Raw genomic sequence first — 22,475 nt, 5'->3', positions numbered from 1 at the left:
TTTTTTTGTGCATCGTCCAGATAAATACATCAATTAATCCCATATTTAGGTAGTAATTATAAATTATTTAGACGATACTTTTTTCGGATTTCCATGTTAGGTTTGATGCAAAGCTATTGCCCATAAGGCTGAAAAACAGCCCTATCTGCCTCAATTTGGCGCCTTGCCAGTCAATCCCCCACCTGTAAGGACGTTTTTCGGCATTAAAGTTGTGATTTTCCCCTGACTTCGTCCCATAAGACTGAAAAACAGCCCTATCTCCTTGGCTTTGCACCTATAAGCCCAAATGCCAATAAGGGGCCGCCGCAGCAGCCCCTCCCCTTTATATCACGCGTCATTATGACTCTATCTCCATGTTAAATAAGCGTACAGCCCGCTCCAGCTCATCACCGGCAATCACATTTTCCGGCAGCGGATTATCGGAGCGGATCGCTTGCACCACCTGATGCAGCAGGCGTTCAGGCATATCCGCATCATCTGATTCCGCGGTTAATGCCACGACAAGCTGCAGTTCAGGCACGACATAAATCCGTCTTCCGCCAGAGCCAGAGGCATAGAACATGTCGTAGGCTTTTTTACTGCCTTTGATTAAGCCTTGCGGCAAGGTTTTGGACCACCAATAGAAGCCGTACCCGCCTTGCGTACCATTGCTATAATTCAGGGCTACTTTTTTGTTTAGCGACTCTTGTACCCAAGCTTTTGGAATAATCGCTTGACCTTCCCACTCGCCTTCGTTCAAATACAAATAACCAAGCTTAGCCATGTCTCGCAAGGTTAACGCCATCGCCCACGCACCGATGGTGCGTCCCTGCGGATCATGATTCCAGCTCGTATTGGTGATCCCGAGGGGGCCGAATAAGCGGGATTGAGCATACTCATACATGGTCTCTCCTACGGCCCTACTCAACATGGCAGAGAGCAGATGCGCATCACCGTTGCTGTAATTAAAAGAAGTTCCCGGCGCAACGCGAGCCCTACGCTCCAATATATATTGTACCCAATCTGGTGAGTACATCATTTCTGTGGATGATTGTTCGTTGTTGTTATCCCATGCTATCCCTGATGTCATACTGAGCAGATGCTTGATCGTGATGGTTGATTTCGATGGATCGCTCTCCCATTCAGGAAAGAAATCTGCTGCTTGTTGATGTACACTTTCAAGCTTCCCCTCGGACAAAGCAATACCGACTAGGGCTGAAGTTATGCTTTTGGTAACGGATTTCATATCCTGCGGCAGTTCTGTGTGCGTTCTATCGTTATAGGCTTCTGCTACTACATATCCGTTTCGAATGACAGCCACACTATGTACGGCTTGATGGCGAAATATTTTGAGCATCTTAGCGAGGGCAGACGCATGCATGCCTTGCGACTCCGGTGTGCTCATACTCCACCCTGCGGTTGGCCAATTTGCTTTTTGAAAAGACGGCCTTTCCGTTTTCGGCAACATAGCTGACATTTGTTTCATTTGGGTTTCTGCTGCTGACATAGATAGGGTTGACGTGCCCTGTCCACTTCCGACAAGTGGATTCTTTTTATTTTTCATTTCTATCGAATCCTTCCAGTATGGTTTAACCCCTGTTGAAGCATTTTACTCCAAAAATATGAACCAATTATGGCCTAATCCTTAAAATAAAATAAATTTTAGCTTAAAATTAGCTTAAAATATTTGGTTTCCCCCCTCCTGTGTTACAATATTTTCACAAATCTACTTCGGAGGTATCGATGCGCAAACTCATCTTTTTCTTAGGTCCTGCCGGCGCAGGCAAAACAACGCTTGCCAAAGCTTGGGCTCGCCATCACGGCGGGGCTTTCCTTGACATGGATACGCTCCTGCGCCCCGCGGCAGAAACCATTATGCCCCTTGCCGGGCAGGATCCGGATGATCGGGATTCCCCCATCTACAAAACATATTGCCGCGATTTGGGATACCGCATTACGATGGACGCCGCGTTAGAAAATCTCGATCTCGGCTTAGATGCCGTTGTTATCGGTCCTTTTACCCGAGAACTCTCTGATCCACTCTGGCTAGTCAACGAGCTTTCCAAAATCGGAGCGACCATTAGCGACGTAACTGTGAGAGCCATTTTCGTTTATCTTCCGAACGAGACCAGCTACCAAGAGCGTATTCAAGCAAGGGGGTCTGCACTGGATTTGTGGAAGCTGGAGCATTGGCAGGAGTTCAGTCCGTCCCTCCTCCGCAAGGAAATTCAGTGGAACATTGCCCCCTCTTCGATCCTGTATCTGGACAATTCCGGTCCGCCCTCATCCGACAAGCTCAAAAAACTGGAACAGTTCATTTTGGAAAACTAACCTATTCGGTCTACATCTTTTTGTAAAGCATCGACATCTTTTTTATAACTTTACAAAACTCCCTTTAACTTATAAAATTCAAGTCAGATCCACATCAAGGTTAAGGGGAACACCACCATGAATTCGAAAACCTCCATGCAAGACATAGCCGATACGCTGGGCATTTCCAAAAATGCTGTCTCCTTGGCTCTCAACCATAAAGCAGGTGTCAGCGAGGAACTGCGTGCCCGTGTTTTTGAAGCGGCGAATCAACTGAAGTACCGGACAGAGTCCAGAAGCAAAAAGAAGCAGCACCATCTGCTCGTCCTTATCCCTGAACATATCCCCCAGGATGCCATCTTTTTCTCCGAGGTGTTCTGGTCCATTGAGAAAAAAGCCAAGGAACTTGGCTATAACGCCATTATTTGCGGAGTTGCCGAAGAGATGGAGCAGCAGCTGACACTGCCGGATCTCTACCATGAAATGGTGTTCCATGGCATACTGACAATCGGCGTTTTCCAGCTAGACTATGTCCGCATGCTTCAGGATTTGGGAACGCCGCTCGTTACAGTAGACCATTACTACGATAGCCTGCAGTTGGATGCCGTCGTGACGGCCCACACCGAAGAGGCCTATAAACTTACGGCTTATCTAATCTCCAAGGGCCATCGGGAAATTGGGTTCATCGGAGCAGTCCATTTAGCCAAAAGCTTCAAGGAACGCTGGCACGGATTTCAACATGCGATGTCAGACGCGGGACTGACCATCAACATGGATCACAGCCTAGTGAATGCTCCATCCTTAGATGCACAAAGCTCCAATATGGACGAGTTAGCCTCCTTTGTAGATGCGTTGCCTTCGCTGCCCACAGCTTGGGTATGTGCCAACGATCGTCTTGCCATTTCGCTCATTCAAACGGTGACGGCCAGGGGCTATAACGTACCCAACACTATCTCCATCGTCGGTTTCGACGATATTGAAGCAGCCCGGATGATCACGCCTCGCCTCACAACGATTCAAGTTCAACGTGAGCAGCTTGGCTGCGAGGCTGTCGACTTTCTCATTCGCAAAATTGAATATGGCGGGAGCCCTCAGAAAATAGCCATTTATGGCAAATTGATTGAAAGAGACTCCTGCAAGCAACTTGACAACACCTAACATTCGTACACATCCATGTAAAGATAAAAACATCCAATACAGAGAATTCACTCTGCCTTGGATGTCTTTTTTTAATTTACAACTGATTGATTTCACGAATTTTCTCAAATGCGATTTTCGGCTCGCGCTCAATGGTCAACAGGCCATTCAACTCCTGCTGAACATCCGTAAGCTGTGTATAACAGAAGCCGCACACATAATCCAAATCCCGAATTGCCTGCGTGATATTGCGATATCGCGTAAGGAACTCTTCTTCGGTTTTCACCTGATTCCCATAGCCCCACCCTTTATCTGTCGAGAAGGCAATGCCGCCATATTCACTAATCATCACCGGCTGCCCCTGATAGGCATACCCATCGGCAAAGGGATATTTAATATCGTTATGGATGATCTTATTGCTCAGCAGATGGTCTTTGTCCTTGTAACGCTCAAAGAACACCCGGCCGAGCTCCTCGTAATCATGCAGCGTGATAATGTCAGAGATCGTATGCTCCCAACCATCATTCACAACCACAGGTCTCATCGAATCAAAGGATTTGGTCAAATAATAGATCGCTTCCGTGAATTGCTGCTGCGCCCGGTCCACCTTAATGTTCGGCACGCCCCACGACTCGTTAAAAGGAACCCATGTCACAATGCTTGGATGATTATAGTGCTGCTGCACAACTTCCATCCATTCCCGCGTGAAGCTTTCGACGGCCTCATCGCCAAATTCATAAGCGGCCCCCATCTCCGACCATACGAGCAACCCTTTGCGGTCACACCAATATAAGAATCTGGGATCCTCCAGCTTTTGATGCTTGCGCACGCCATTAAAGCCAAGCGCCATCGTCTTATCAATATCTTCAATCAGCGCTGCTTCTGACGGCGGCGTTAGATGAGACTCTTGCCAGTAGCCTTGATCCAGCAAAAGCTTCTGGTAATAAGGCATATTATTAATCAATACTTGCCCTTTCTCAATCGACACTTTCCTGAACCCAAAGTAAGTATACACCGTATCCAGCGGCTTGCCATCCTGCAACAGAACCAATTCCACATCATATAAATGAGGATGATTAGGGTGCCAATGCTTCACTTTCCACTCGCCGATACGATCACTATACAAATGGATATCCGCACTCAGATTGCTTCGATCTACGGCTAGAAGCGATTCTTTGATCAACTGACCCTCGAAGCGAATAATCGTTTGTAAAACAAGTCCTTCCCGCTGCTCCACACCTTGCAGATGGTACTGCATTTGCAGCTGATTCTTGTCGATATTCGGGGTCATTTTCACCGATTTCAAATATTGGGGAGCCACATACTCCACCCATACGGATTGCCAAATTCCTGTCGTCTGGATGTACCAGCAGCCAAAATTATCCTTTATCCATCGCTGCTTGCCGCGAGGCTGCATACAGTTGTCACTATCCTGAACGCGCACAGTCACCCGGTTATCACCCGATACATCTACATAGTCCGTAATATCGAAAGAAAAAGCCGCATACCCGCCTTTGTGCTCGCCAACACTCCTGCCGTTCACCCACACCTGAGCATGGTAATCAACCGCTTGAAAGTGAAGAATGACCCGCTTATTCTGCTGCTCTGCAGGAATCGTTATCGTCCGTTCATACCAAACATACGGATGAAACTCAGGCTCATTGATGCCGCTAGCAGCGGTTTCATACGTAAATGGGACGGTAATCGTGCGTGTCGAAGGAAGCTTCTCAAACCACTTCTCAGCAACCCCCTCATTCGCATCATCAAAATGGAAATTCCACGTTCCGTTTAAATCTGTCCAAGCCTTCCGTACAAACTGTGGTCTAGGATAATTAGGAATGTAAACATGCGATGTCATTTGGACGACTCCTTTTAATTAGATTAACTTGAAAGTTAATTTAATAACTTTAAATTTTATATAATCACTGTAATACGCAGCAAATAACCTGTCAATACTTGTTGTTTAATTAACTTTAAAGTTATACAATGGATAAAAACAATCAGAATGAGGTTTCCACCTATGCAGATCGAAGTTTCCACGAAAAACATGTCTTTTCTCGAGTGCTTCTCCTCTGAAACCAGAGTGAAGATCATCGAACTCCTTCAGCAGGAGTCTTTAAATATTAAGCAGCTTTCACAGCGGCTCGACATTTCCTCGGCCATCGTGACGAAGCATATCCAGAAGCTCGAGCAAGCAGGCATCGTAGCCTCCGAAAATTCAACGGGCATCCGCGGCACACAGAAAATCTGCCATCTGCAACTGGAGCAAGCGGTTCTGCAATTCAAACCGCGAAAGCAGCAGGAGCTGCCAGCTAACACGTTATCAATTCCGATTGGCCAATATTCTTCGTTCGAGGTAAAGCCGACATGCGGACTTGCTTCTTCCACTCAACTCATCGGCGTGCTGGATGATCCACGCTACTTCGCGGATCCAGGGCATGTGCATGCAAGCATCCTCTGGTTCGGCAGTGGCTATGTGGAATACCGCATCCCTAACTTTCTTCACAGCAACCAGAAGCTGCGTTCCTTGGAAATCTCACTGGAAATTTGCTCCGAAGCACCAGGCTTCAATGAGAACTGGCCTTCTGACATCACTTTCTTCCTCAATGAGATTCCTATCGGAGCTTGGACGAGTCCTGGCGATTTCGGCACCCAGCGCGGCGTCCTTTCCCCTGATTGGTGGAGCAGCGGCAATACGCAGCACGGTCTGCTTAAAGTCATAACCGTAAGCCCTTCCGGTTCCTATCTGGACGGCACGAAAATTTCCGATGTTACCATCGAGGATTTATCCGTCACCTTCGCCAAAGAGATCAGCTTCCGCATCGCATCGCTCGAAAGCTCCCCAAATTGCGGCGGCATCACCTTGTTCGGCAAGCATTTTGGCAATTACCCGCAGGATATCGTCGTCACCATGCATGAGGATAAGTAACTTGTGTGCCTAAATGGCAAAAAGCCACCAAGCCCACTTCCACAGTGGTTTTGGCGGCTTTCTATCGATTGCTTGAACATAGAACCAGGTATCGCCTTCAAGGCACAGCTTGACGAATTATTTTTGTAAAGTAATTTCCGTTTCCCTCTTATTAAATAGGAGAATATCATTATTGACATGATACTTGACAGAAAACAACTATCACATGATTCCTATCTTTTTCGCGCAAAAATAAGGTGTTTTTACAGCATAAAAAGAGGGAGAAAGCGCCGATCAGCCATTCGCAATAGCGAGCTGCATGCCCTCCGTGAGAGGAATGAAGTGATGGCGCGTCTCGAAGATGGCATTCAAGGTATGAAGCACATCTTGATTCTGCTGATTTAATTTCACATTCTGTTTCAGCTTGGATAACAGCGATTGATTGGCGATCAGCTCTAACAGTTGTTTTTTTAATTCCACGGCATTTTTCGCTTCAATAGCTGCCCCTAAACCAACCAGATAGGCTGCATTATCTTGTTCTTGACCGGGAATCGGCTTGTACAGCATCATCGGGAGTTCCAGTGCAAGCGCTTCGGATATCGTTAGCCCGCCTGGCTTCGTTACGATCAGATCCGACAGTGCCATCAGCTCATGAATGTGATCGACGAATCCGGTGACTTTCACATGATGGCGCGTCTTCTCGCCGCCCAGCTCCTCTTCCAGCTGCAGCTTCAGTTTCTCATTGCGCCCGCAGACGAAAACGAACTGCACCGGCACCGCCAAATCATCGGATTGTAATACCGACTTGAACTGCTTGCCAATTAAGCCATGTCCGCCGCCCATAACGAGCACCGTTGGCATTTCGCGATGCAAACCATGCTTATCCCTTAGCGCCAGCCGGTCATATTCTCTTGTAAAGGGCATCCGGATTGGAATCCCGGTCACCACAATGCGCTGCTCAGGCACACGATAGCGCAGCAAAGCTTGCTTCACATGCTCAGCGCCAACCAAATAGCGGTCTGTTCCCGGATGGACCCAATAGCTATGATCCGTGTAATCCGTCATCACCGTCACAGTAGGTACTGTTGTCAGCCCATTGCATTTCAAGTAAGACATCGCCGCGGCTGCACCTGGAAAGGTACAGACGACCTCCGTCGGCTTCTCGTCATACAGCAGTTCCAGCATCCGATCCGTGCTGAACGACTTCATCTTTTTGAACATATGTGAGAACGTATTATCATCCCGTGTTTTACGATATAAGAAGCCATACACAGATGGCAGACTTTTTACCCACTGCATGTAGCAATATTTGCCTACGGAATGGAGATAAGGATGGGTCCACTCCAAGAAATCGACCACCTTCACTTCCACACCCGGCTTATAGAACCGTGTCGCCTCCAGAATCGCCTGTGCGGCTTTATTATGTCCGTCCCCTAAGCTGCCTGTCAGGATTAATAGTTTGTCCCTCTGTTTCATCTTCTAAGCCCCCTGTCCATATTATGCTGCTTTGTATGCACTTTTACTTCGATTGATTTTGCTCCCCAACCTTTGCGAATTCGTTCCACGGCGTACATAACGCCCTCTGCTACTAGAACAGCCCCTACAAGATCTAACAAAACATGCTGCTTCACAAACAATGTTGATATAATAATGAGCACTGACATGCTCGAAATGGCTATTTTATAGCCGACCCTTATGGATTTCGAGCGTAAATAGGCTCTCATCATGAGATAGGAAGTTAAGACATGCGTACTCGGAAAACAGTTGAAAGGTTGATCCGTGCGGTACACCCACTCTACCATCCGCAGCAGCCAATCGGTTGCGGTTAGCTCCGGCCGAGGGATAGTGGTTTGATATATAGCATATACCCCGTAGCACAGAAGAAGACCCACTACGAACTCCAAAATAGTAAAAAAATATCTGCGGCGATCTTTATAAGCGAGATACAAGAATCCAACAAGTAAGAATCCGTACCATAATAAGTATGGGACAATAAACCCTTTGATAAACGGAATTTGCCGATCCAAATCCGTAACTAGACTATAAGCTCTGCCAGTTGCCTGATTTAAGTGAACGTAGATTAGACCCACAAGCGGAATCAACAGCAAAGCACTGCATGCCATTACATAGGACCACCACGACCCTTTTCTCACATGAACTCCTCGCTCTCCTTTACGTTATATTCATCTTACAAGAGATCAGAGGTATTCTAAACGCACTTAGGTACTGTCTTTCATTAGCCAAAGGTCGTGAAAAAACCTAGACTAAAGGCTTGTTCTAATTTGTAAAACAAGCATTTGGCGGTTCGCCCCAATGAACATACAAAAACCTCCATCGAGTTGGAGGTTGGGCATCAAAGGGAACTACAATACGATATTCCAAGAAAACAGGCGTAAATCTGTGTGAAATGGAACTCAGGTACGATATTCGCTTAAATTTGGTCAGTTTACCCGGAAAATAAAGAAAATAGCGCACCCTACTTCCCTTTACGATGTCATTTGAACCATTTTAGCTAAAATAGAGTACTCCAGTTCCGTTTGGACAGGTGCGCTTCGCAATGTTGCGCATATCTGCCCCATACTCCCCGACTATTCCCGTGACTACGCCTGCCTGTTAACACGATCTTCCCTGCTCCGCCTCAAAACGGATTACTCATTTCTCCGCTTTACCCAGCGCACCAGTCCATACCCCAATAATCCAAGCACGACGACCAGGATGGAAACCTCAACCCAATTCGTCGACCCAGCTCCCTTGGGAAACTCCGCGTCCTTGACGGCAATCTCTTTTTCCTTCAAAAAATCCAGCGCCTTAGCTGCGCTTGTCACCTTTTGCATAGGGCTACAGAGTGGATTCTCCCACCCGCCGCCGTCTTTTTTTCTTAGAAAATACAGATACTGCGTACCTCTCTCACTTGTTCCCCATGTCATATCCTCTTCCATCACAAGCTTTCGGTCCTGAATGCCCTTGAAGCTGTTCAATACGGTGAGCTGGATTTCGTTGCTTTGCCGTTTTCGAACGATATCATCCACATAAGCGATAACAACAGCATCATAGTTCTCGTAGGCTTGCTCGATCGAGGGCAGTTGCGCACAGGAGAGGGCATACGTATTCGTCGGAAACAGAAATAGGAGTCCAAACAATAGCAGAAGCAGCTTTCTTACCTTCATTAACGTCACCCCTCTTACATCAATGACGTAACAAAACGCATATAGTTGCAAGATATGGAAAAATTCACAAAAAAACCTAGCCATCGGCTAGGTTTCACTTGTATTTGCCCTAAAGAACCTAAGAAATCAAATTCGTCTTCTTCGCTTTCTCCGCCACTCGCTTCGTATAGCCGCTAAGCGGCTTTTTCAAAGCTAATGCCACAACGTAACAAATCCCAATAAATAGAAAGAGGAACACGACATCTTTAATCACAACAGACCATTGCATGCCGCCCACCGTCTCGCGAAGCACCCCAACCGCATAGGTGAAGGGCACAAGAGGATTCAGCTTTTGGAAAAATGACGAGGCCGTGCTCACTGGGAAAGTTCCTCCTGAACTGGAAAACTGCAGCACAAGGAAAATAATCGCCACACCTTTGCCTATGTTCCCAAAAACCGATACAAGGGTGTAGGTGATGGATATGAACACCGCACTGATGAGCACTGCAAACACAACGAACCAAAACTTATCGACGACATAAGTACCCAGCAGATACAGATCTCCCAAGGTGACGATCAACGCTTGAAAAAAACCAACCGTCAGGAAGATCAGCATCCGCCCAAAATAAATATGATACGATTTGAGCTTCCCGTCCGGGTTATCCACATCCACTCTCATCAGGGATACGAGCAGCATAGCACCTACCCACAGGGACAGTGTTGTGTAAAAAGGCGACATCGCCGAACCATAATTCGGAATGGGGAATCTTTTATCCTCTTTAATCAATACCGGATTCGATAAGAAATCACTTTGCTTCTGGATATCGTTCTGGAGCAAACGAAGAATTTCCTCGATGCTGCCTCCGCCTTCCACCTTGCGGATTTGATCAGCTGCTTTACGAACCGCCGCTTCGAATTCCGGCAAATCGCTGCGCACCAGATTGGCAGCCAGATGCACCGCATCCTCCACCTCAGGGAATTTCGTCTGGTAGAGATCGGCAACCTTGCGGATTTCATCCTCCGCGGCAGGCAGATCGTTGCGAACAAAGTTCGATGCCTCATGCAGCTTCTGCTCAACCTTGGGCAGATCGTTCTGAATGAACGGCACAGCCTCGTTAATCCCTGTCGTGAACGCTGCCAGCTTGCTTTGCAGCGTGGCAGACGCTTCGTGCACCTTCGCGCGAATGTCCGGCAAATCCTTCTGCAGCGCGTCTAGCTGCGTCTGCGCGAAATGAATCCCGCTCTGCGCATCCAGCAATATTTCTTTGATATTCGGCATCTGGGTTTTCAGCGTTTGAAGCACGCTCGCCGCATTCTGGGCGACCGATTTGATTTGAGCCAAAGCCTTCGTCATATTCGGCACAATTTCGCTATCGTATCTGGCTAGCAAACTTCCGATAGCGCCGCTTGCCTCTTTGGACAACGTATTCAGGTTATTCACCAAATCCTGAGCAGGCTTCTCGCCGCGTTCAATGGCGTTTTGCAGCTTGCTCAGCGCTTGAATTTGGTTGTTCATATTCGTTTTAATGCTTGTTAGCCTTGTGATATTGTCACTGAATGGCGCATTCGGCAAATAGGTATTTAACCGCGTGTAGAGGTCAATCGTTCTGTCGATCACCGCTACGCCGGTTGTCAGCTGCTTGCTAAGCACCGCCATCACCGGGAGCACCTTTTGCGGGTCTATATTGACGTCCTGAAGCAGTCCCGTCAACTGGGTAACGGCATCTGCCGTCTGCTGCAGCAGAATCAAATTCTGCTTCACCACAGGAATCAGCGCCTGGAAAGCCGCGTCATTCTTCTGTAAATAGTCGGCAAGCTGATCGGCAAAAGCTCCGCCCTGCGTAGCAATCGCGTCAATCTTCGGCAATGTGCTGATCGCCGCATTCACGATTTCATCCGCTTTCCGAGATTTATCGATCGCCGTATTCAGCGCTTCTCCGACCTTATCGAAATTCTGATCCAGCTCCGCAATGCGATCGGCTGCTTTCTGAATCTCAGGGAGCTTCTGCTGAAGGAGCAGAACTTCCTGCGCCACAGATTGAATTTTCGGCCAGCGCTCCTCAATCTTCAGAATAGTGTCTGCCGCACGATTAATATCAGGAATTTTCTGCTCTAGATCGATAATCTTCTGGCCCTTTTGTTTAATCTCGGGCAGCTTTTGTTCAATCTCAAGCGCCTTGTTCCCCATCTCCTGAATATCCGGCAAACGCTTCTCCAGCTCGAATACCTTCGTCTCCATATTGCGAATCGTTGGCAGTTCTTTCTCGAAGTCGATGCCCAGCGCTTTCATTCGTGTAAGGATCGAGCTGCTCACAGTTTTAATGAAATTTTCACTGATTTGCTGCGTGACATTCGAGGCGCCTTTGCTTGTGATTTTGGGCGCTACCGCATTGATTTTCTCATTAACCGTGTAAATAATTTCTGGCTTTTCCATAGTGCCATCTACGATACTCGTAATTTTCTTGGAAAAATCCGCTGGAATAATTAAACTTGCATAATAATCCCCACGTTCAACACCTTCGAGCGCGTCCTGTTCATTCACGAACGTCCAACCGAGCGTATGATTATTTTTCAGATTATCCACAACCTCGGTTCCGATATTAATGGACTTATCCTCAACCGTAGCTCCTAGATCATTGCTCGTCACCGCAATTTTGATACCCGACGTATTCGAATAAGGGTCCCACATCGCTTCAAGGTTAATCCATGCATAAACAGATGGTAAGATAGCAAGTGCAATCATGAGAAAAAGACCTGTGGGCACTTTCCACAAGTTCATAAGATCTGTTCGATAAATACTGAAAATCTTCTTCATCGATGCTCCACCGTCCCTTCGCATTTGGTAGTTAATGTAACCTGACATTCTTATAACCATACAAAATTGTTTAAAAGTCTGCAACCCTTATCATTACACAGGTGTGGATAAGTTAAGTTGTGGATATGTGCACAAACATAGAACATTCTTATGCACAGACCCTTCTGTGGACATGTTGATACTGTGGGTAACTATGTGGATAAGTTAGAAAAAGCGTGAATAAGCTGCCCAAGCCAGGAGGATGAAGGGTTGAAGATGGTCAAAAAGAGGGAGGGACCGCAACATAGCCTTATTTACAATTAGCCAAAGTCATGCTATTCTAATTTCGACAAGTATAGAAATACTAAATGCAACGAAAGGAGCCATCTGAATGGTCGACGTCAGTCTGGAAGCCAAGCAAGCGGTCAAGGTTCATAAAGCTTTAGGCGAGCCAACACGCTACACAATTCTCGAAATGCTGATCAAAGAAAGCAACTTATGCCCTGCCGAGCTGGAAAACCGATTGGAATCGGTCGCTTTATCCACACTGTCTCATCATTTAAAACAATTGACTGACTGCGGCCTGTTGAATTCCGAGAAAAGAGGCACGTTCGTCCACTTCAGCGTGAACTGGGAAACCGTGAATAAATTCGTCCCTTATTTGAGTCATTAGCTTTACTTTTTTGATTAATAATTCTATATATTTAGAAATATAGAAGTTTAACTGTCGCATTTCCAGTCAACAGTCAACAGTTTTCAAGCTGCAACTATATATTTCGATGATTTTAGAAAAATAAAAATAGTAACCAGAAAGAGGTTTTCCCATGTCAACAACTTGGCGAATTTATATGTTAGCACTTCTTAGTTTCTTGGTTGGAACATCCGAGTATATTATCGCTGGAATTTTGGATAAAATATCTGACTCCATGCACATCTCGCTAGTGGCTGCAGGCCAGCTGATCACTGTATTCTCCCTCGTCTACGCCTTCGGTACTCCGATTATCATGGCATTTACCTCGGGTTGGGATCGGAAAAAGCTGCTCCTCTATGCGCTCAGCCTCTTCATTCTAGCCAACATCCTCGCCTTCATCATGCCTGGGTTCGGCTTGTTCGTTAGCGCTCGCGTATTGATGGCGCTAGGCGCCGGGGTTGTTGTCGTCACCTCGCTGAGCATAGCGGCAATGATCGCTCCTTCAGGCAGACAAGCAAGCGCCATCGCTACGGTTATCATGGGCTTCACCGCTTCATTAATCGTCGGTGTCCCACTGGGGCGAATGGTGGCTACCGCCTACGATTGGAAAGTCGTATTCGGCGGAATCGGCGCTCTCGGTTTATTGGCTATAGTTGTCATTGCGCTGACAATTCCCGCCTTGCAAAGTGAAGCTGCCATTCCGCTCCGCAAACAGTTAGCACTGTTGAAAAACCCGAAAATGGCCATGGGTTTGGCCGTCAGCTTCTTCTGGCTCGGCGGTTACTCCATCGCCTACACCTATATTTCTCCGTACCTCTTGTCGATCACGGGAATGAGCGATAAAACATTAAGTATCTCGCTGTTCGCCTTCGGCATTGCCAGCCTAGTCGGTTCCAAGCTTGGAGGCTTCAGTGCAGATCGTTGGGGCGTCCAACGCACCTTGCGATCAGGTATGCTTTTACACATGATTACGTTGATTCTCCTGACTTTGGCTGCCCATTCGCCGAGCATCGTATTTCTGTTGCTGCTCTTATGGTCCTTCTCTGCTTGGTCTTCTGGCCCTACGCAGCAATACAACCTTATAACGCTAGCTCCAGAGTCATCAGGCATCATGCTTAGCTTGAACAGCTCTGTCATGCAACTGGCCATGGCGGCCGGAGCCGGCATCGGCGGCGTTGTCGTTAGCCAGATCTCCCTGACCGCCGTCACTTGGATGGGCGCGATCGGCGTTGGGATCGCACTCGTCATCACGATTTTGTCGTCTAGGCGATCCACCGTCGCCGCCAAGCCTGTTACCACGGGTTCGTCACAACGCGTTTAACTTAGTGAAAAAGGACTGTCACTTATGCAGAGAAGCTGCTGGGACAGTCCTTTTTTGTTATGTGCATTGGTGTTACCGGATTCAGCGACCCAAGCTGCAATTTGCGGAACGCTTTTGGGCATCAATGCTCTACGGTGCATCCCCAATAGCATACTCCATTGCCTACACGATGTGTGCGCGATGTTGTGTACACCGTCAACCCCATATCGCTGAATTCCTGCGATTGTGCATCTTTTTCAGCTTTGAACTCGCCCAAGTCATTAAATTCCTGCGATTATGCATCTTTTTCGAGGTCTTCTCTGGATTATAAGACGGAAATGCCAAAAATTCCTGCATAATCGCAGGCATTTCCACTTTTCACACGATTTCGGTGAAAATTCCTGCACTTTTGCAGGCTTTGGTGAATCTAACGGTTCGGTTAAGTGAGTTGAATCGGCTTTTTTGGCCTCTCGATGGTAGCTACTTCAGATCACCTATGAGTCAATCACAGGGGTCTTAGCATTTGTTCGAGGAGAAGCATCATTGGGGCGTGTTGAGTCGGGTTCTCCTGCCTCTCGATGGTAGCTGCTTCAGATCACCTATGAGTGAATCTCAGGGGTCTTAGCATTCGTTTGAGGTGAAGCGTCATTGGGGCGTGTTGAGTCGCCTTTTCGGACTCTCGATGGTAGCTACCTCAGATCACCTATGAGTCAATCACAGGGGTCTTAGCATTGGTTCGAGGAGAAGCATCATTGGGGCGTGTTGAGTCGGGTTCTCTTACCTCTCGATGTAGTTAGCCAGATGTCCGAAGAAGAACGCCAGTGATTCAGATGAAGAAAAACCGCATAATTACAGATGACATTCCCGTTAAGGATATACTTTGATTCCATTGGAAATGGCCCAGCCTTGATTGCATACCCGATTACGCCCCCTCCGCCAACCCAAATCGCTAAATTCCTGCGATTATGCATCTTTTTCAGCCTTGAACTAGCCAAAATCATTAAATTCCTGCGATTGTGCATCTTTTCGTTGGCTTTTCTGGATCATAAGACGGAAATGCCAAAAATTCCTGCATAATCGCAGGAATTTCCACTTTTCACACGACTTCAGTGAAAATTCCTGCACATTTGCAGGCTTTGGCGAATCTACCGGTTCAGAGTGTTAAGCGAGTTGAATCGTCTTTTGCGGACTCTCGATGCAGTTAGCTACTCCAGATCACCTATGTGTCAATTTCAGTGGTCTTAGCATTCGTTCGAGGAGAAGCATCATTGGGGCGTGACGAATCGGCTTTCTCGGCCTCTCGATGTAATTAGCTACTCCAGGTCACCTATGAGTCAATTTCAGCGATCTTAGCATTTGTTCGAGGTGAAGCATCATTGGGGTGTGTTGAGTCGGGTTCTCCTGCCTCTCGAGGTAGTTAGCTACTTCAGATCACCTATGAGTCAATTTTAGCGGTCTTAGCATTCGTTTGAGGAGAAGCGTCATTGGGGTGTGTTGAGCCGGGTTCTCCTGCCTCTCGAGGTAGTTAGCTACTCCAGATCACCTATGTGTCAATTTCAGCGGTCTTAGCATTCGTTCGAGGTGAAGCTTCATTTCAGCGTGTTGAATCACGCTTATTCAGGGGGCTGCTAAGTCCCCCGAAGTGGCTTATCCTAGTTCCGCTTCATCAGCGGAATTGCAAATAGCGTATCGCAGCCTCACTCTCCCACACCGGGAGAACGATACTAAGATACGCTATGGTTCGAGGTGCAAGCCTCAGCTGCGCAGGCTTTATAAAGGAACCACTTGGCGCCAGCCGCCAAGTGAAGTGACATCTTCCGCGTCCGCAGCCGCGTAAGCTTCACAAACGAAGCCCGGGACTTCCGTGCCGTCCCGGAGCTCAACCTTGCCGATTCCCAGCGGAGCCGGGATCGCCGCCGCGAAGCCGCCGAATGCTTCCAGCGGCATCTCCCAAACCTCCAGCAGGATGGCGGATCCGCCCTGCCGCTGCTTAATCAACCCCGGCTTCGCCGGCGTGGTTGGCAGCTTCACGAGGCTGTACTTCGCCGCCGTTTCATCCTCCCGGATGAAACGCGCGCCACAGCCAAGCATCTGTTTCTCCAGCGGATAGCCGCGCATGTGCAAACCGCAAACCGCAACCAGCGTCACCGCTGGTGCAGAAGCAAATCTCGCCTCAACATTCGGAACTCCTTTTCCAATATCGCTTGTCATGCTCTCCATGTCATTTGCGCGAATGCCTGCAGTAACACTTTCTCCAGCACCTCTCACTACGCTCCCCGTGTCATTTGCGCGAATGCCTGCAGCAGCACTTTCTCCGGTACCTCTCGCAACGCTCCCCATGTCACTTGCACAGAAGCTCGTTGCATCTCCAGTACCGCTCGCCATACTCCCCATGTCACTTGTGCGGAAGCTCGATGCATCAATCACTGCACTTCCTCCAGTACCGCTCCCCACACTGCGCGTATCACTTGCGCTATCATCTGCCCCAGCGCCACGCGTCGCGCTCGCCAAGATCAGCTCGGCTGCGCCGCAAATCAAACTCTCCTCTTCGGCAAGCCCGAAGAGTGTAATACCAAAAGGCGTCCGCACAGCCGCCTCACCCGCCGGAACAGCCACCGCGCACAAATCAAGTAGATTGCAATGATTCGTGTAGCGCCCCATGTCCCGATTCGTGCTTATCGGATCAGCAAGCACTTGCTCGCGGGTCCATGTGCCCCCGCAAGTTGGCATCATAAGCACTGCACCCTTCAACAGTTGGCGGGCCTCCAGCTTGAGCTGCTGCAGCTTGTGCATAGCAGTGAACACAGACGCAGCATCATATTCGGCCGCAGCTCCGGAACGAAGGATCTTCTCTGTTACCGGATAGGCAATTCCCGGATGCGCCTCAATAAAGCTGCCCAAGGCCGCCCAACGTTCGGCCACCCAGGGCCCTTCATAGAGAATCGCTGCCGCTTGAGCGAACAACGCAACATCTACATATTCAATGGAGATGCCCCTTCGTATTCTCCGCCAGCCCTTGCAACCTCGCCACCGCCGCGTCCCAAGCAGCGCTGTACTCCGAGGCATAAGGGCCATAAAAACGGAGCGGACCGTCCGGCAGGAGCAGCCGGTTCGGAAGCGCGGATGAATCCCTCGTCACACTTCGTGACCACGGATCATCAGCATGAACCCCGCGCGCCACGCCGTCTACGGTGAGCGCGTCCTCCAAGCTGTGCGCGAAGACGGTTACACAGTCTAGACTCGCACAGGCCGGCACTACGCCTTTGGTTGGCCAAGCGCCGAGACTCGGCTTATAGCCAACCAAGCGGTTCAAGGCGGCAGGCACGCGGCCTGAGCCTGCCGTATCCGTGCCAAGCGAGAAAGCCGCTTGGCCGCGGGCGACCGAGACGGCCGAGCCTGAGCTCGAGCCGCCGCTGATCAGCTCCGGGCGCAGCGCGTTATGCGTGTCGCCGTAAGGGCTTCTCGCGCCGACGAGCCCCGTCGCGAACTGGTCCAAATTCGTTTTGCCGAGCGGAATCGCTCCTGCGGCAATCAATCTTTCTACGACGCCCGCATGCTCCGCCCGCGTATAAGCATACTCCGCACAGCCGGCTGTCGTCGGCACCCCCGCCAGATCGATGTTATCCTTGATCGCAAAAGGAATCCCCCAAAGCGGAGCATCTTCCATCGGAATCAGCGCCAATCCGTCCAAATATGGCTGAATTCGCTCCATAGAAGGCGCGGTAATCCATATATTCATCCCAGCATCCGCAGCAGAGCGCCGCACAATAGCCGCCGCCACACCTTGCGGGGTCAACGCTTGGCTTTTATACTGAGCCCTCAGCCAAGGAATAGTTAGTTCCTCGGGTAAATCAACAATGAACTCATTTGCATTTCCCATCTCCTGAACCCTCCCTTAAGCAGATTGTGCGATACCCAGAATCAATTGTCCGGCATGAACCTGATCTCCGGGCTTCACTTGAATGATTGAAACAATGCCGTCACAAGGGGCATGCTGCGGAAATTCCATCTTCATGCTTTCCAGAATGGCCAGCTGGTCGCCTTTCTTGACTTGCTCACCCGGCGAAACGAGCACCTTCCACACACTTCCGGGCATAATGCCACGTACAGCAACCGTGCCTGCCGGCAATTCATCCTCAGGCGCTTCGTTCACCGTTTCCTGCTCGGATACATACTCCGCCAAGCCCTTTGCCTTCCAGCTCTCCCGCTCTTCTTTAAAAGCAATCTGCTGCTGCGATCGGAACGTTCGCACATTCTCCTCAATAGCGCTTAGGAATGCTAGATATTCGCCCAAATCGAAGGTTGTTTCCTGAATATCTGCTTCGTACCGCCCTCTCGGGAAGTCTTCGCGCAATTGCAGCAGCTCTTCAGCACTGACTTCATAGAATTGAATTTGATCAAAAAATCTCAATAGCCACGGTTTCCCTGCTTTGAAGCTCTGGGTGGAGCGCAGCCGATTCCACATTTGAATCGTCCGTCCTACGAATTGATATCCGCCTGGACCTTCCATCCCATACACACACATGTAAGCTCCGCCGATGCCAACGGCATTTTCCGGTGTCCATGTACGCGCAGGATTATACTTCGTCGTGACCAAACGATGACGCGGATCAACTGGCGTAGCTACGGGAGCCCCGAGATAAACATCGCCTAATCCAAGCACCAAATAGTTAGCGTCATAAACAATTTTCTTCACATCATCTATCGTGTCTAATCCGTTAATCCGCCTAATAAATTCAAGATTGCTCGGGCACCACGGCGCATCCGGGCGTACACCCTGCTGGTAGCGTTGAATCGCCAGCTGCGTAGCAGGATCATCCCAAGAAAGCGGCAAACGGACGATCCGCGAAGGAACACGGAACTCCTCGAGCGGTGGCAGCGCTGCGTCAATAGCAACGACTTTGCCGGACGCCTCGCTGACCGTAATTTGAGAAGGATCAATGTGTATTTGCAGGGAGCGAATTCCCGGGGTCAGATCCAACACGGGAATCGAGCCTCTTTCCACAATCGCTTGCATCAAAGCCTGCACTTGGAACCGCAGCAGCAAATCCAGCTCAAGCTCCCCGTACTCCACGAGCAAATTCTGATCGCCGCAGCAGCGGATGGTGATTGGGAATCGACGATTAGCCGCTTCATGGAACAGGCGCGGATACTCCGGCGTAATCTTTTCATTCACGGCAGGCAGCTGCACGTGCACCAACCGTTCCAGATCGCCTTCACCGATTGCCCGCAAGTTGTTTTCCTGCAAATCACGCAAAGCCTCGGCTTCCGGAAGCGTCAGCAAGTGGAAACGAATCGTATCTCCGGGGTGCAGTTGACCGAGCTTCCAGAATTCAGCCGACGCCGTCGTCACCGGACAAACGAACCCACCAAGACTCGGACCGTCCGGACCAAGCAGAATCGGCATATCACCGGTCAAATCAAGCGTTCCGATGGCGTAGGCATTATCATGAATATTGGAGGGGTGAAGCCCCGCTTCGCCGCCATCTTCACGCGTCCAGAGCGGGGCAGGCCCTTTCAAGCGGACGCCCGTCCTCGAGGAGTTGAAATGCACTTCCCAGCTTGTTTCGGTTAATTGGTCCAAATACTCTGCGTGCAAAAACTCACCTGTACAATGCGGCCCAGGGATAACGCCAATCGTCCACTCGCGCGTCATTGCCGGTCGATGCTGCGCGGGAAGCTCTACAGCCTCTTGAGCAGGGCTTTCACCCTTGTTCACGCCCAGTACATCCCCAGTCCGCAGGGCTCGGCCGCCATGACCACCGAAGCCACCTAGTGTAAATGTGGACGAGCTGCCTAGAATTGTCGGCATATCCAAGCCGCCGCTGATCAGAAGATATGTGCGCATACCTTCTTTGGCTTGGCCAAAGCTGAGCACTTGCCCACGGGAAGCAAACACTGGCTTATAGGTAGCAATCGCCGATCCATCCAGCTCCGCCTGCATATCTGCGCCGGTGACACAGAACCACATATCGCTGCGGAACTTGTACGAGCCTCCACGCAGCGTCATCTCCAACCCGCAGGCATCGTCAGGGTTGCCCAGCAGCTTATTGCCGATTCGGAACGAGAACGGATCCATCGGCCCGCAAGGCGGCACTCCCACATCCCAGTGACGGATGCGGCCTGGGAAGTCCTGCACTGTGGTTTGGATGCCGCCATCCACAACCTCCAGAGCCTGTTCCACAGGCTCAAATGTATGCAGCAATTGCGTGAAGACGTTCCCGTCTACGCAATCTTTCTCCTGAAGGAGAGCCTGCAAATATTGCAGATTCGTCGTAAGGCCATACATGCGCGTCTCGCCTAACGCTTCGATCAGCTTCCGAATAGCGTCCATGCGGTCCTTGCCGTGGACAATAATTTTGGCCAGCATCGGGTCATAAAGTGTCGTTACCGTCAATCCATCCCTCACCCACGTCTCATTGCGCGACTGACTCGAGAATACCGCACGGTCTAGCTGCCCTGCACTTGGACGAAACTGTTGGAGACAGTCCTCTGCATAAATCCGCGCTTGCATGCTGTGCCCTTGCGGCTTCCGAATCAAAGACTGGATGTCCTGCAGCTCATTCGCCGCTTCACGCACCATCCACTCCACGAGGTCAACGCCCAGCACTTCCTCCGTCACGCCATGCTCAACTTGAAGCCTCGTATTCACTTCCAGAAAATAAAATTCGCACGATTGCGGATCATAGAGATATTCAATCGTCCCAGCACTGCGGTAACCTACTTCCGCGGCAAGCCTTTTTGCCGAAGCAAACATCGCTTCGCGTACTTCATCCGACAAGTTCGGAGCCGGGCTTTCTTCAATCACTTTCTGATTGCGGCGCTGAATCGAGCAGTCGCGCTCGCCTAACGTTACAACTTCACCGAAGCTATTGCCGAAGATCTGCACCTCAACATGGCGCGCTCTTGCGATATATTTCTCAAGGAACATCCCGCCGTTTTTGAAATTCGTCTCGGCCAAATGGCGTACGCCGTCAAATGCAGCGCTTAAGGATGCTTCGTCCGCACATACGCGCATGCCGATCCCGCCGCCGCCTGCTGTGCTTTTGAGAATCACCGGGTAGCCAATCCGCGCCGCTTCCGAAAGGGCCGCTTCAAGCTCCGTTATAAGCGAAGTGCCCGGCAGCATCGGTACGCCGGCTTTTTCCGCGATTTCGCGCGCTGAATGCTTAAGTCCGAACAGCTCCATTTGCTCCGGTGTAGGTCCAATGAACACAAGTCCATTTTCGCGGCAAGCGCGGGCAAAGTCGGCATTTTCGCTCAAGAAGCCATAGCCCGGATGAATCGCTTGGGCGCCGGTTTCCAGCGCTATTTTCATAATCAACTCTGCGTTCAGGTAGCTTTCTTTGGCTGGACCTTCACCAATCAGAACAGCTTCGTCCGCGCCATCCACGTGCAAGCTATCTTGATCTGCCTGTGTATAAACAGCAACGGAGGCAACTCCGAGCTTGCGCAGTGTACGCTCAATGCGCACGGCAATCGCACCGCGATTGGCAATTAGCACTTTTGTGAACATCGTCATCACACTCCTTCAAGTTTCTTTACATCTATTTCTCCCAAATAAGCACCTGAATCGGTGTTGGATTGTAAGCATTGCATGGATTATTCAGCTGCGGGCAGTTACTGATAAGCACCACGGAGCTGCCTAGCGACTCCACTTCCACATAGCATCCTGGAGCGGATACGCCATCATCGAACTTGAGCCCGCCGTCTGCGGTTACGGGTACATTCATAAAGAAATTGATATTAGGCGCCAAATCGCGCTTCGTGTACGCACCATCCTGCCCGGCCAGCTGCAGCATAAAAGTATCCCGGCAGTTGTGCATAGCCAGCTTATCGTGCGAGTAGCGCACCGTGTTGCTTTGAGCTGAACATGAACCTCCGACGGTATCATGACGACCGCAAGTGTCTGCGACGATCCTCAGCAGAGCCTTGCCGGATTCCGCCCGCAGCACCGATCCTGTGCTCAGATATATATTGCCTTGGCCTGCAATCGTGGCAACCGCACTATAATGATCCTCGGGATGATCAGCATCATAAAACAGCGTATCCGCCGCTTGGTTTCCTTCCAGATCGACAATACGCAGCACTTGCCCTGGCTTCAAAACATGCATCCAGCCGTCTCCTGCCTGTATCACTTCACTATGCACAGCATCCTCAACCTTGCGAGAGCTTTCAACTCGATTAAATACCGCCATATTCGTTCCTCC

General features: G+C 49.7%; 13 protein-coding genes and 1 pseudogene. 5 read left to right on the top strand and 9 right to left on the bottom strand.

The genetic code is table 11. The features are described 5' to 3' along the window. Window positions 1-337: 337 nt before the first annotated feature. Window positions 338-1,543 (bottom strand): serine hydrolase domain-containing protein, encoded by a 1,206-nt coding sequence (locus HQN90_RS32425; protein ID WP_173226770.1) that lies wholly within the window; start codon window positions 1,541-1,543, stop codon window positions 338-340. A gap of 179 nt (window positions 1,544-1,722) precedes the next feature. Between HQN90_RS32425 and HQN90_RS32420 the strand changes: the two genes are divergently transcribed. Beyond that, the gene (locus tag HQN90_RS32420; protein ID WP_173226768.1) at window positions 1,723-2,310 is read left to right on the top strand and encodes a P-loop nucleotide/nucleoside kinase family protein; all 588 of its coding nucleotides are present in this window, start codon (window positions 1,723-1,725) and stop codon (window positions 2,308-2,310) included. A 117-nt stretch (window positions 2,311-2,427) separates the two neighbouring features. Beyond that, on the top strand, window positions 2,428-3,447 hold the full coding sequence (locus HQN90_RS32415; protein WP_173226766.1) for a LacI family DNA-binding transcriptional regulator: 1,020 nt from the start codon (window positions 2,428-2,430) through the stop codon (window positions 3,445-3,447). Window positions 3,448-3,523: 76 nt separating this feature from the next. Here HQN90_RS32415 and HQN90_RS32410 read toward each other — a convergent pair whose 3' ends face one another. Next, on the bottom strand, window positions 3,524-5,284 hold the full coding sequence (locus HQN90_RS32410) for a glycoside hydrolase family 2 protein (RefSeq protein ID WP_173226764.1): 1,761 nt from the start codon (window positions 5,282-5,284) through the stop codon (window positions 3,524-3,526). 162 nt (window positions 5,285-5,446) lie between these two features. Between HQN90_RS32410 and HQN90_RS32405 the strand changes: the two genes are divergently transcribed. Next, complete coding sequence (locus tag HQN90_RS32405) at window positions 5,447-6,355, top strand: ArsR/SmtB family transcription factor (protein ID WP_173226762.1); 909 nt, start codon at window positions 5,447-5,449, stop codon at window positions 6,353-6,355. Between the two features lie 273 nt (window positions 6,356-6,628). Here the strand turns inward: HQN90_RS32405 and HQN90_RS32400 are convergent, their stop codons facing one another. From HQN90_RS32400 to HQN90_RS32385, 4 genes are all read right to left on the bottom strand, one after another. After that, entirely contained in the window at window positions 6,629-7,810 is a 1,182-nt protein-coding gene (locus tag HQN90_RS32400) for an MGDG synthase family glycosyltransferase (RefSeq protein ID WP_173226760.1), read from the bottom strand. Further along, entirely contained in the window at window positions 7,807-8,487 is a 681-nt protein-coding gene (locus HQN90_RS32395) for a phosphatase PAP2 family protein (RefSeq protein WP_173226758.1), read from the bottom strand. Before HQN90_RS32395 ends, HQN90_RS32400 begins: the two co-directional genes overlap by 4 nt. Before the next feature lie 495 nt (window positions 8,488-8,982). Then, window positions 8,983-9,501, bottom strand: coding sequence for a hypothetical protein (locus tag HQN90_RS32390; protein WP_173226756.1), 519 nt, complete (start codon window positions 9,499-9,501; stop codon window positions 8,983-8,985). Between the two features lie 118 nt (window positions 9,502-9,619). Next, window positions 9,620-12,295: a YhgE/Pip domain-containing protein gene (locus HQN90_RS32385; protein ID WP_173226754.1), complete on the bottom strand. Its 2,676-nt coding sequence runs from the start codon at window positions 12,293-12,295 to the stop codon at window positions 9,620-9,622. Between the two features lie 370 nt (window positions 12,296-12,665). On the opposite strand from HQN90_RS32385, the gene HQN90_RS32380 reads away from it, so the two are divergent. Together HQN90_RS32380 and HQN90_RS32375 are read left to right on the top strand one after the other, a co-directional pair. Further along, window positions 12,666-12,947 carry an ArsR/SmtB family transcription factor gene (locus HQN90_RS32380; protein ID WP_173226752.1) on the top strand — a complete coding sequence of 94 codons (282 nt, stop codon included), beginning with the start codon at window positions 12,666-12,668 and terminating at the stop codon, window positions 12,945-12,947. A gap of 151 nt (window positions 12,948-13,098) precedes the next feature. Further along, the gene (locus tag HQN90_RS32375) at window positions 13,099-14,286 is read left to right on the top strand and encodes an MFS transporter (RefSeq protein WP_173226750.1); all 1,188 of its coding nucleotides are present in this window, start codon (window positions 13,099-13,101) and stop codon (window positions 14,284-14,286) included. Between the two features lie 1,749 nt (window positions 14,287-16,035). On the opposite strand, the pseudogene HQN90_RS32370 reads toward HQN90_RS32375, so the two are convergent. The 3 genes and pseudogenes from HQN90_RS32370 to HQN90_RS32360 all read right to left on the bottom strand — a co-directional run bounded on the left by HQN90_RS32370 (window position 16,036) and on the right by HQN90_RS32360 (window position 22,463). Next, a pseudogene (locus tag HQN90_RS32370) lies at window positions 16,036-18,145 on the bottom strand (allophanate hydrolase). 15 nt (window positions 18,146-18,160) lie between these two features. Then, window positions 18,161-21,781: an urea carboxylase gene (gene uca, locus HQN90_RS32365; protein ID WP_173226748.1), complete on the bottom strand. Its 3,621-nt coding sequence runs from the start codon at window positions 21,779-21,781 to the stop codon at window positions 18,161-18,163. Between the two features lie 31 nt (window positions 21,782-21,812). Next, window positions 21,813-22,463, bottom strand: a complete 651-nt coding sequence (locus HQN90_RS32360) for an urea amidolyase associated protein UAAP2 (RefSeq protein WP_173226746.1) — start codon at window positions 22,461-22,463, stop codon at window positions 21,813-21,815. Window positions 22,464-22,475: the final 12 nt, after the last annotated feature.

The sequence above is a fragment of the Paenibacillus alba genome, assembly GCF_013204855.1.
GTDB lineage: Bacteria > Bacillota > Bacilli > Paenibacillales > NBRC-103111 > Paenibacillus_E > Paenibacillus_E alba.
This window is presented reverse-complemented; position numbering and strand designations above follow the sequence as displayed.

Bases quoted from the DNA above. Each gene is read 5' to 3' on its own strand.
- HQN90_RS32385 (WP_173226754.1), bottom strand. From the start codon at position 12,295: ATGAAGAAGATTTTCAGTATTTATCGAACAGATCTTATGAACTTGTGG.
- HQN90_RS32375 (WP_173226750.1), top strand. From the start codon at position 13,099: ATGTCAACAACTTGGCGAATTTATATGTTAGCACTTCTTAGTTTCTTG.
- HQN90_RS32380 (WP_173226752.1), top strand. From the start codon at position 12,666: ATGGTCGACGTCAGTCTGGAAGCCAAGCAAGCGGTCAAGGTTCATAAA.
- uca (WP_173226748.1), bottom strand. From the start codon at position 21,781: ATGTTCACAAAAGTGCTAATTGCCAATCGCGGTGCGATTGCCGTGCGC.
- HQN90_RS32420 (WP_173226768.1), top strand. From the start codon at position 1,723: ATGCGCAAACTCATCTTTTTCTTAGGTCCTGCCGGCGCAGGCAAAACA.
- HQN90_RS32425 (WP_173226770.1), bottom strand. From the start codon at position 1,543: ATGAAAAATAAAAAGAATCCACTTGTCGGAAGTGGACAGGGCACGTCA.
- HQN90_RS32415 (WP_173226766.1), top strand. From the start codon at position 2,428: ATGAATTCGAAAACCTCCATGCAAGACATAGCCGATACGCTGGGCATT.
- HQN90_RS32410 (WP_173226764.1), bottom strand. From the start codon at position 5,284: ATGACATCGCATGTTTACATTCCTAATTATCCTAGACCACAGTTTGTA.
- HQN90_RS32405 (WP_173226762.1), top strand. From the start codon at position 5,447: ATGCAGATCGAAGTTTCCACGAAAAACATGTCTTTTCTCGAGTGCTTC.
- HQN90_RS32400 (WP_173226760.1), bottom strand. From the start codon at position 7,810: ATGAAACAGAGGGACAAACTATTAATCCTGACAGGCAGCTTAGGGGAC.
- HQN90_RS32390 (WP_173226756.1), bottom strand. From the start codon at position 9,501: ATGAAGGTAAGAAAGCTGCTTCTGCTATTGTTTGGACTCCTATTTCTG.
- HQN90_RS32360 (WP_173226746.1), bottom strand. From the start codon at position 22,463: ATGGCGGTATTTAATCGAGTTGAAAGCTCTCGCAAGGTTGAGGATGCT.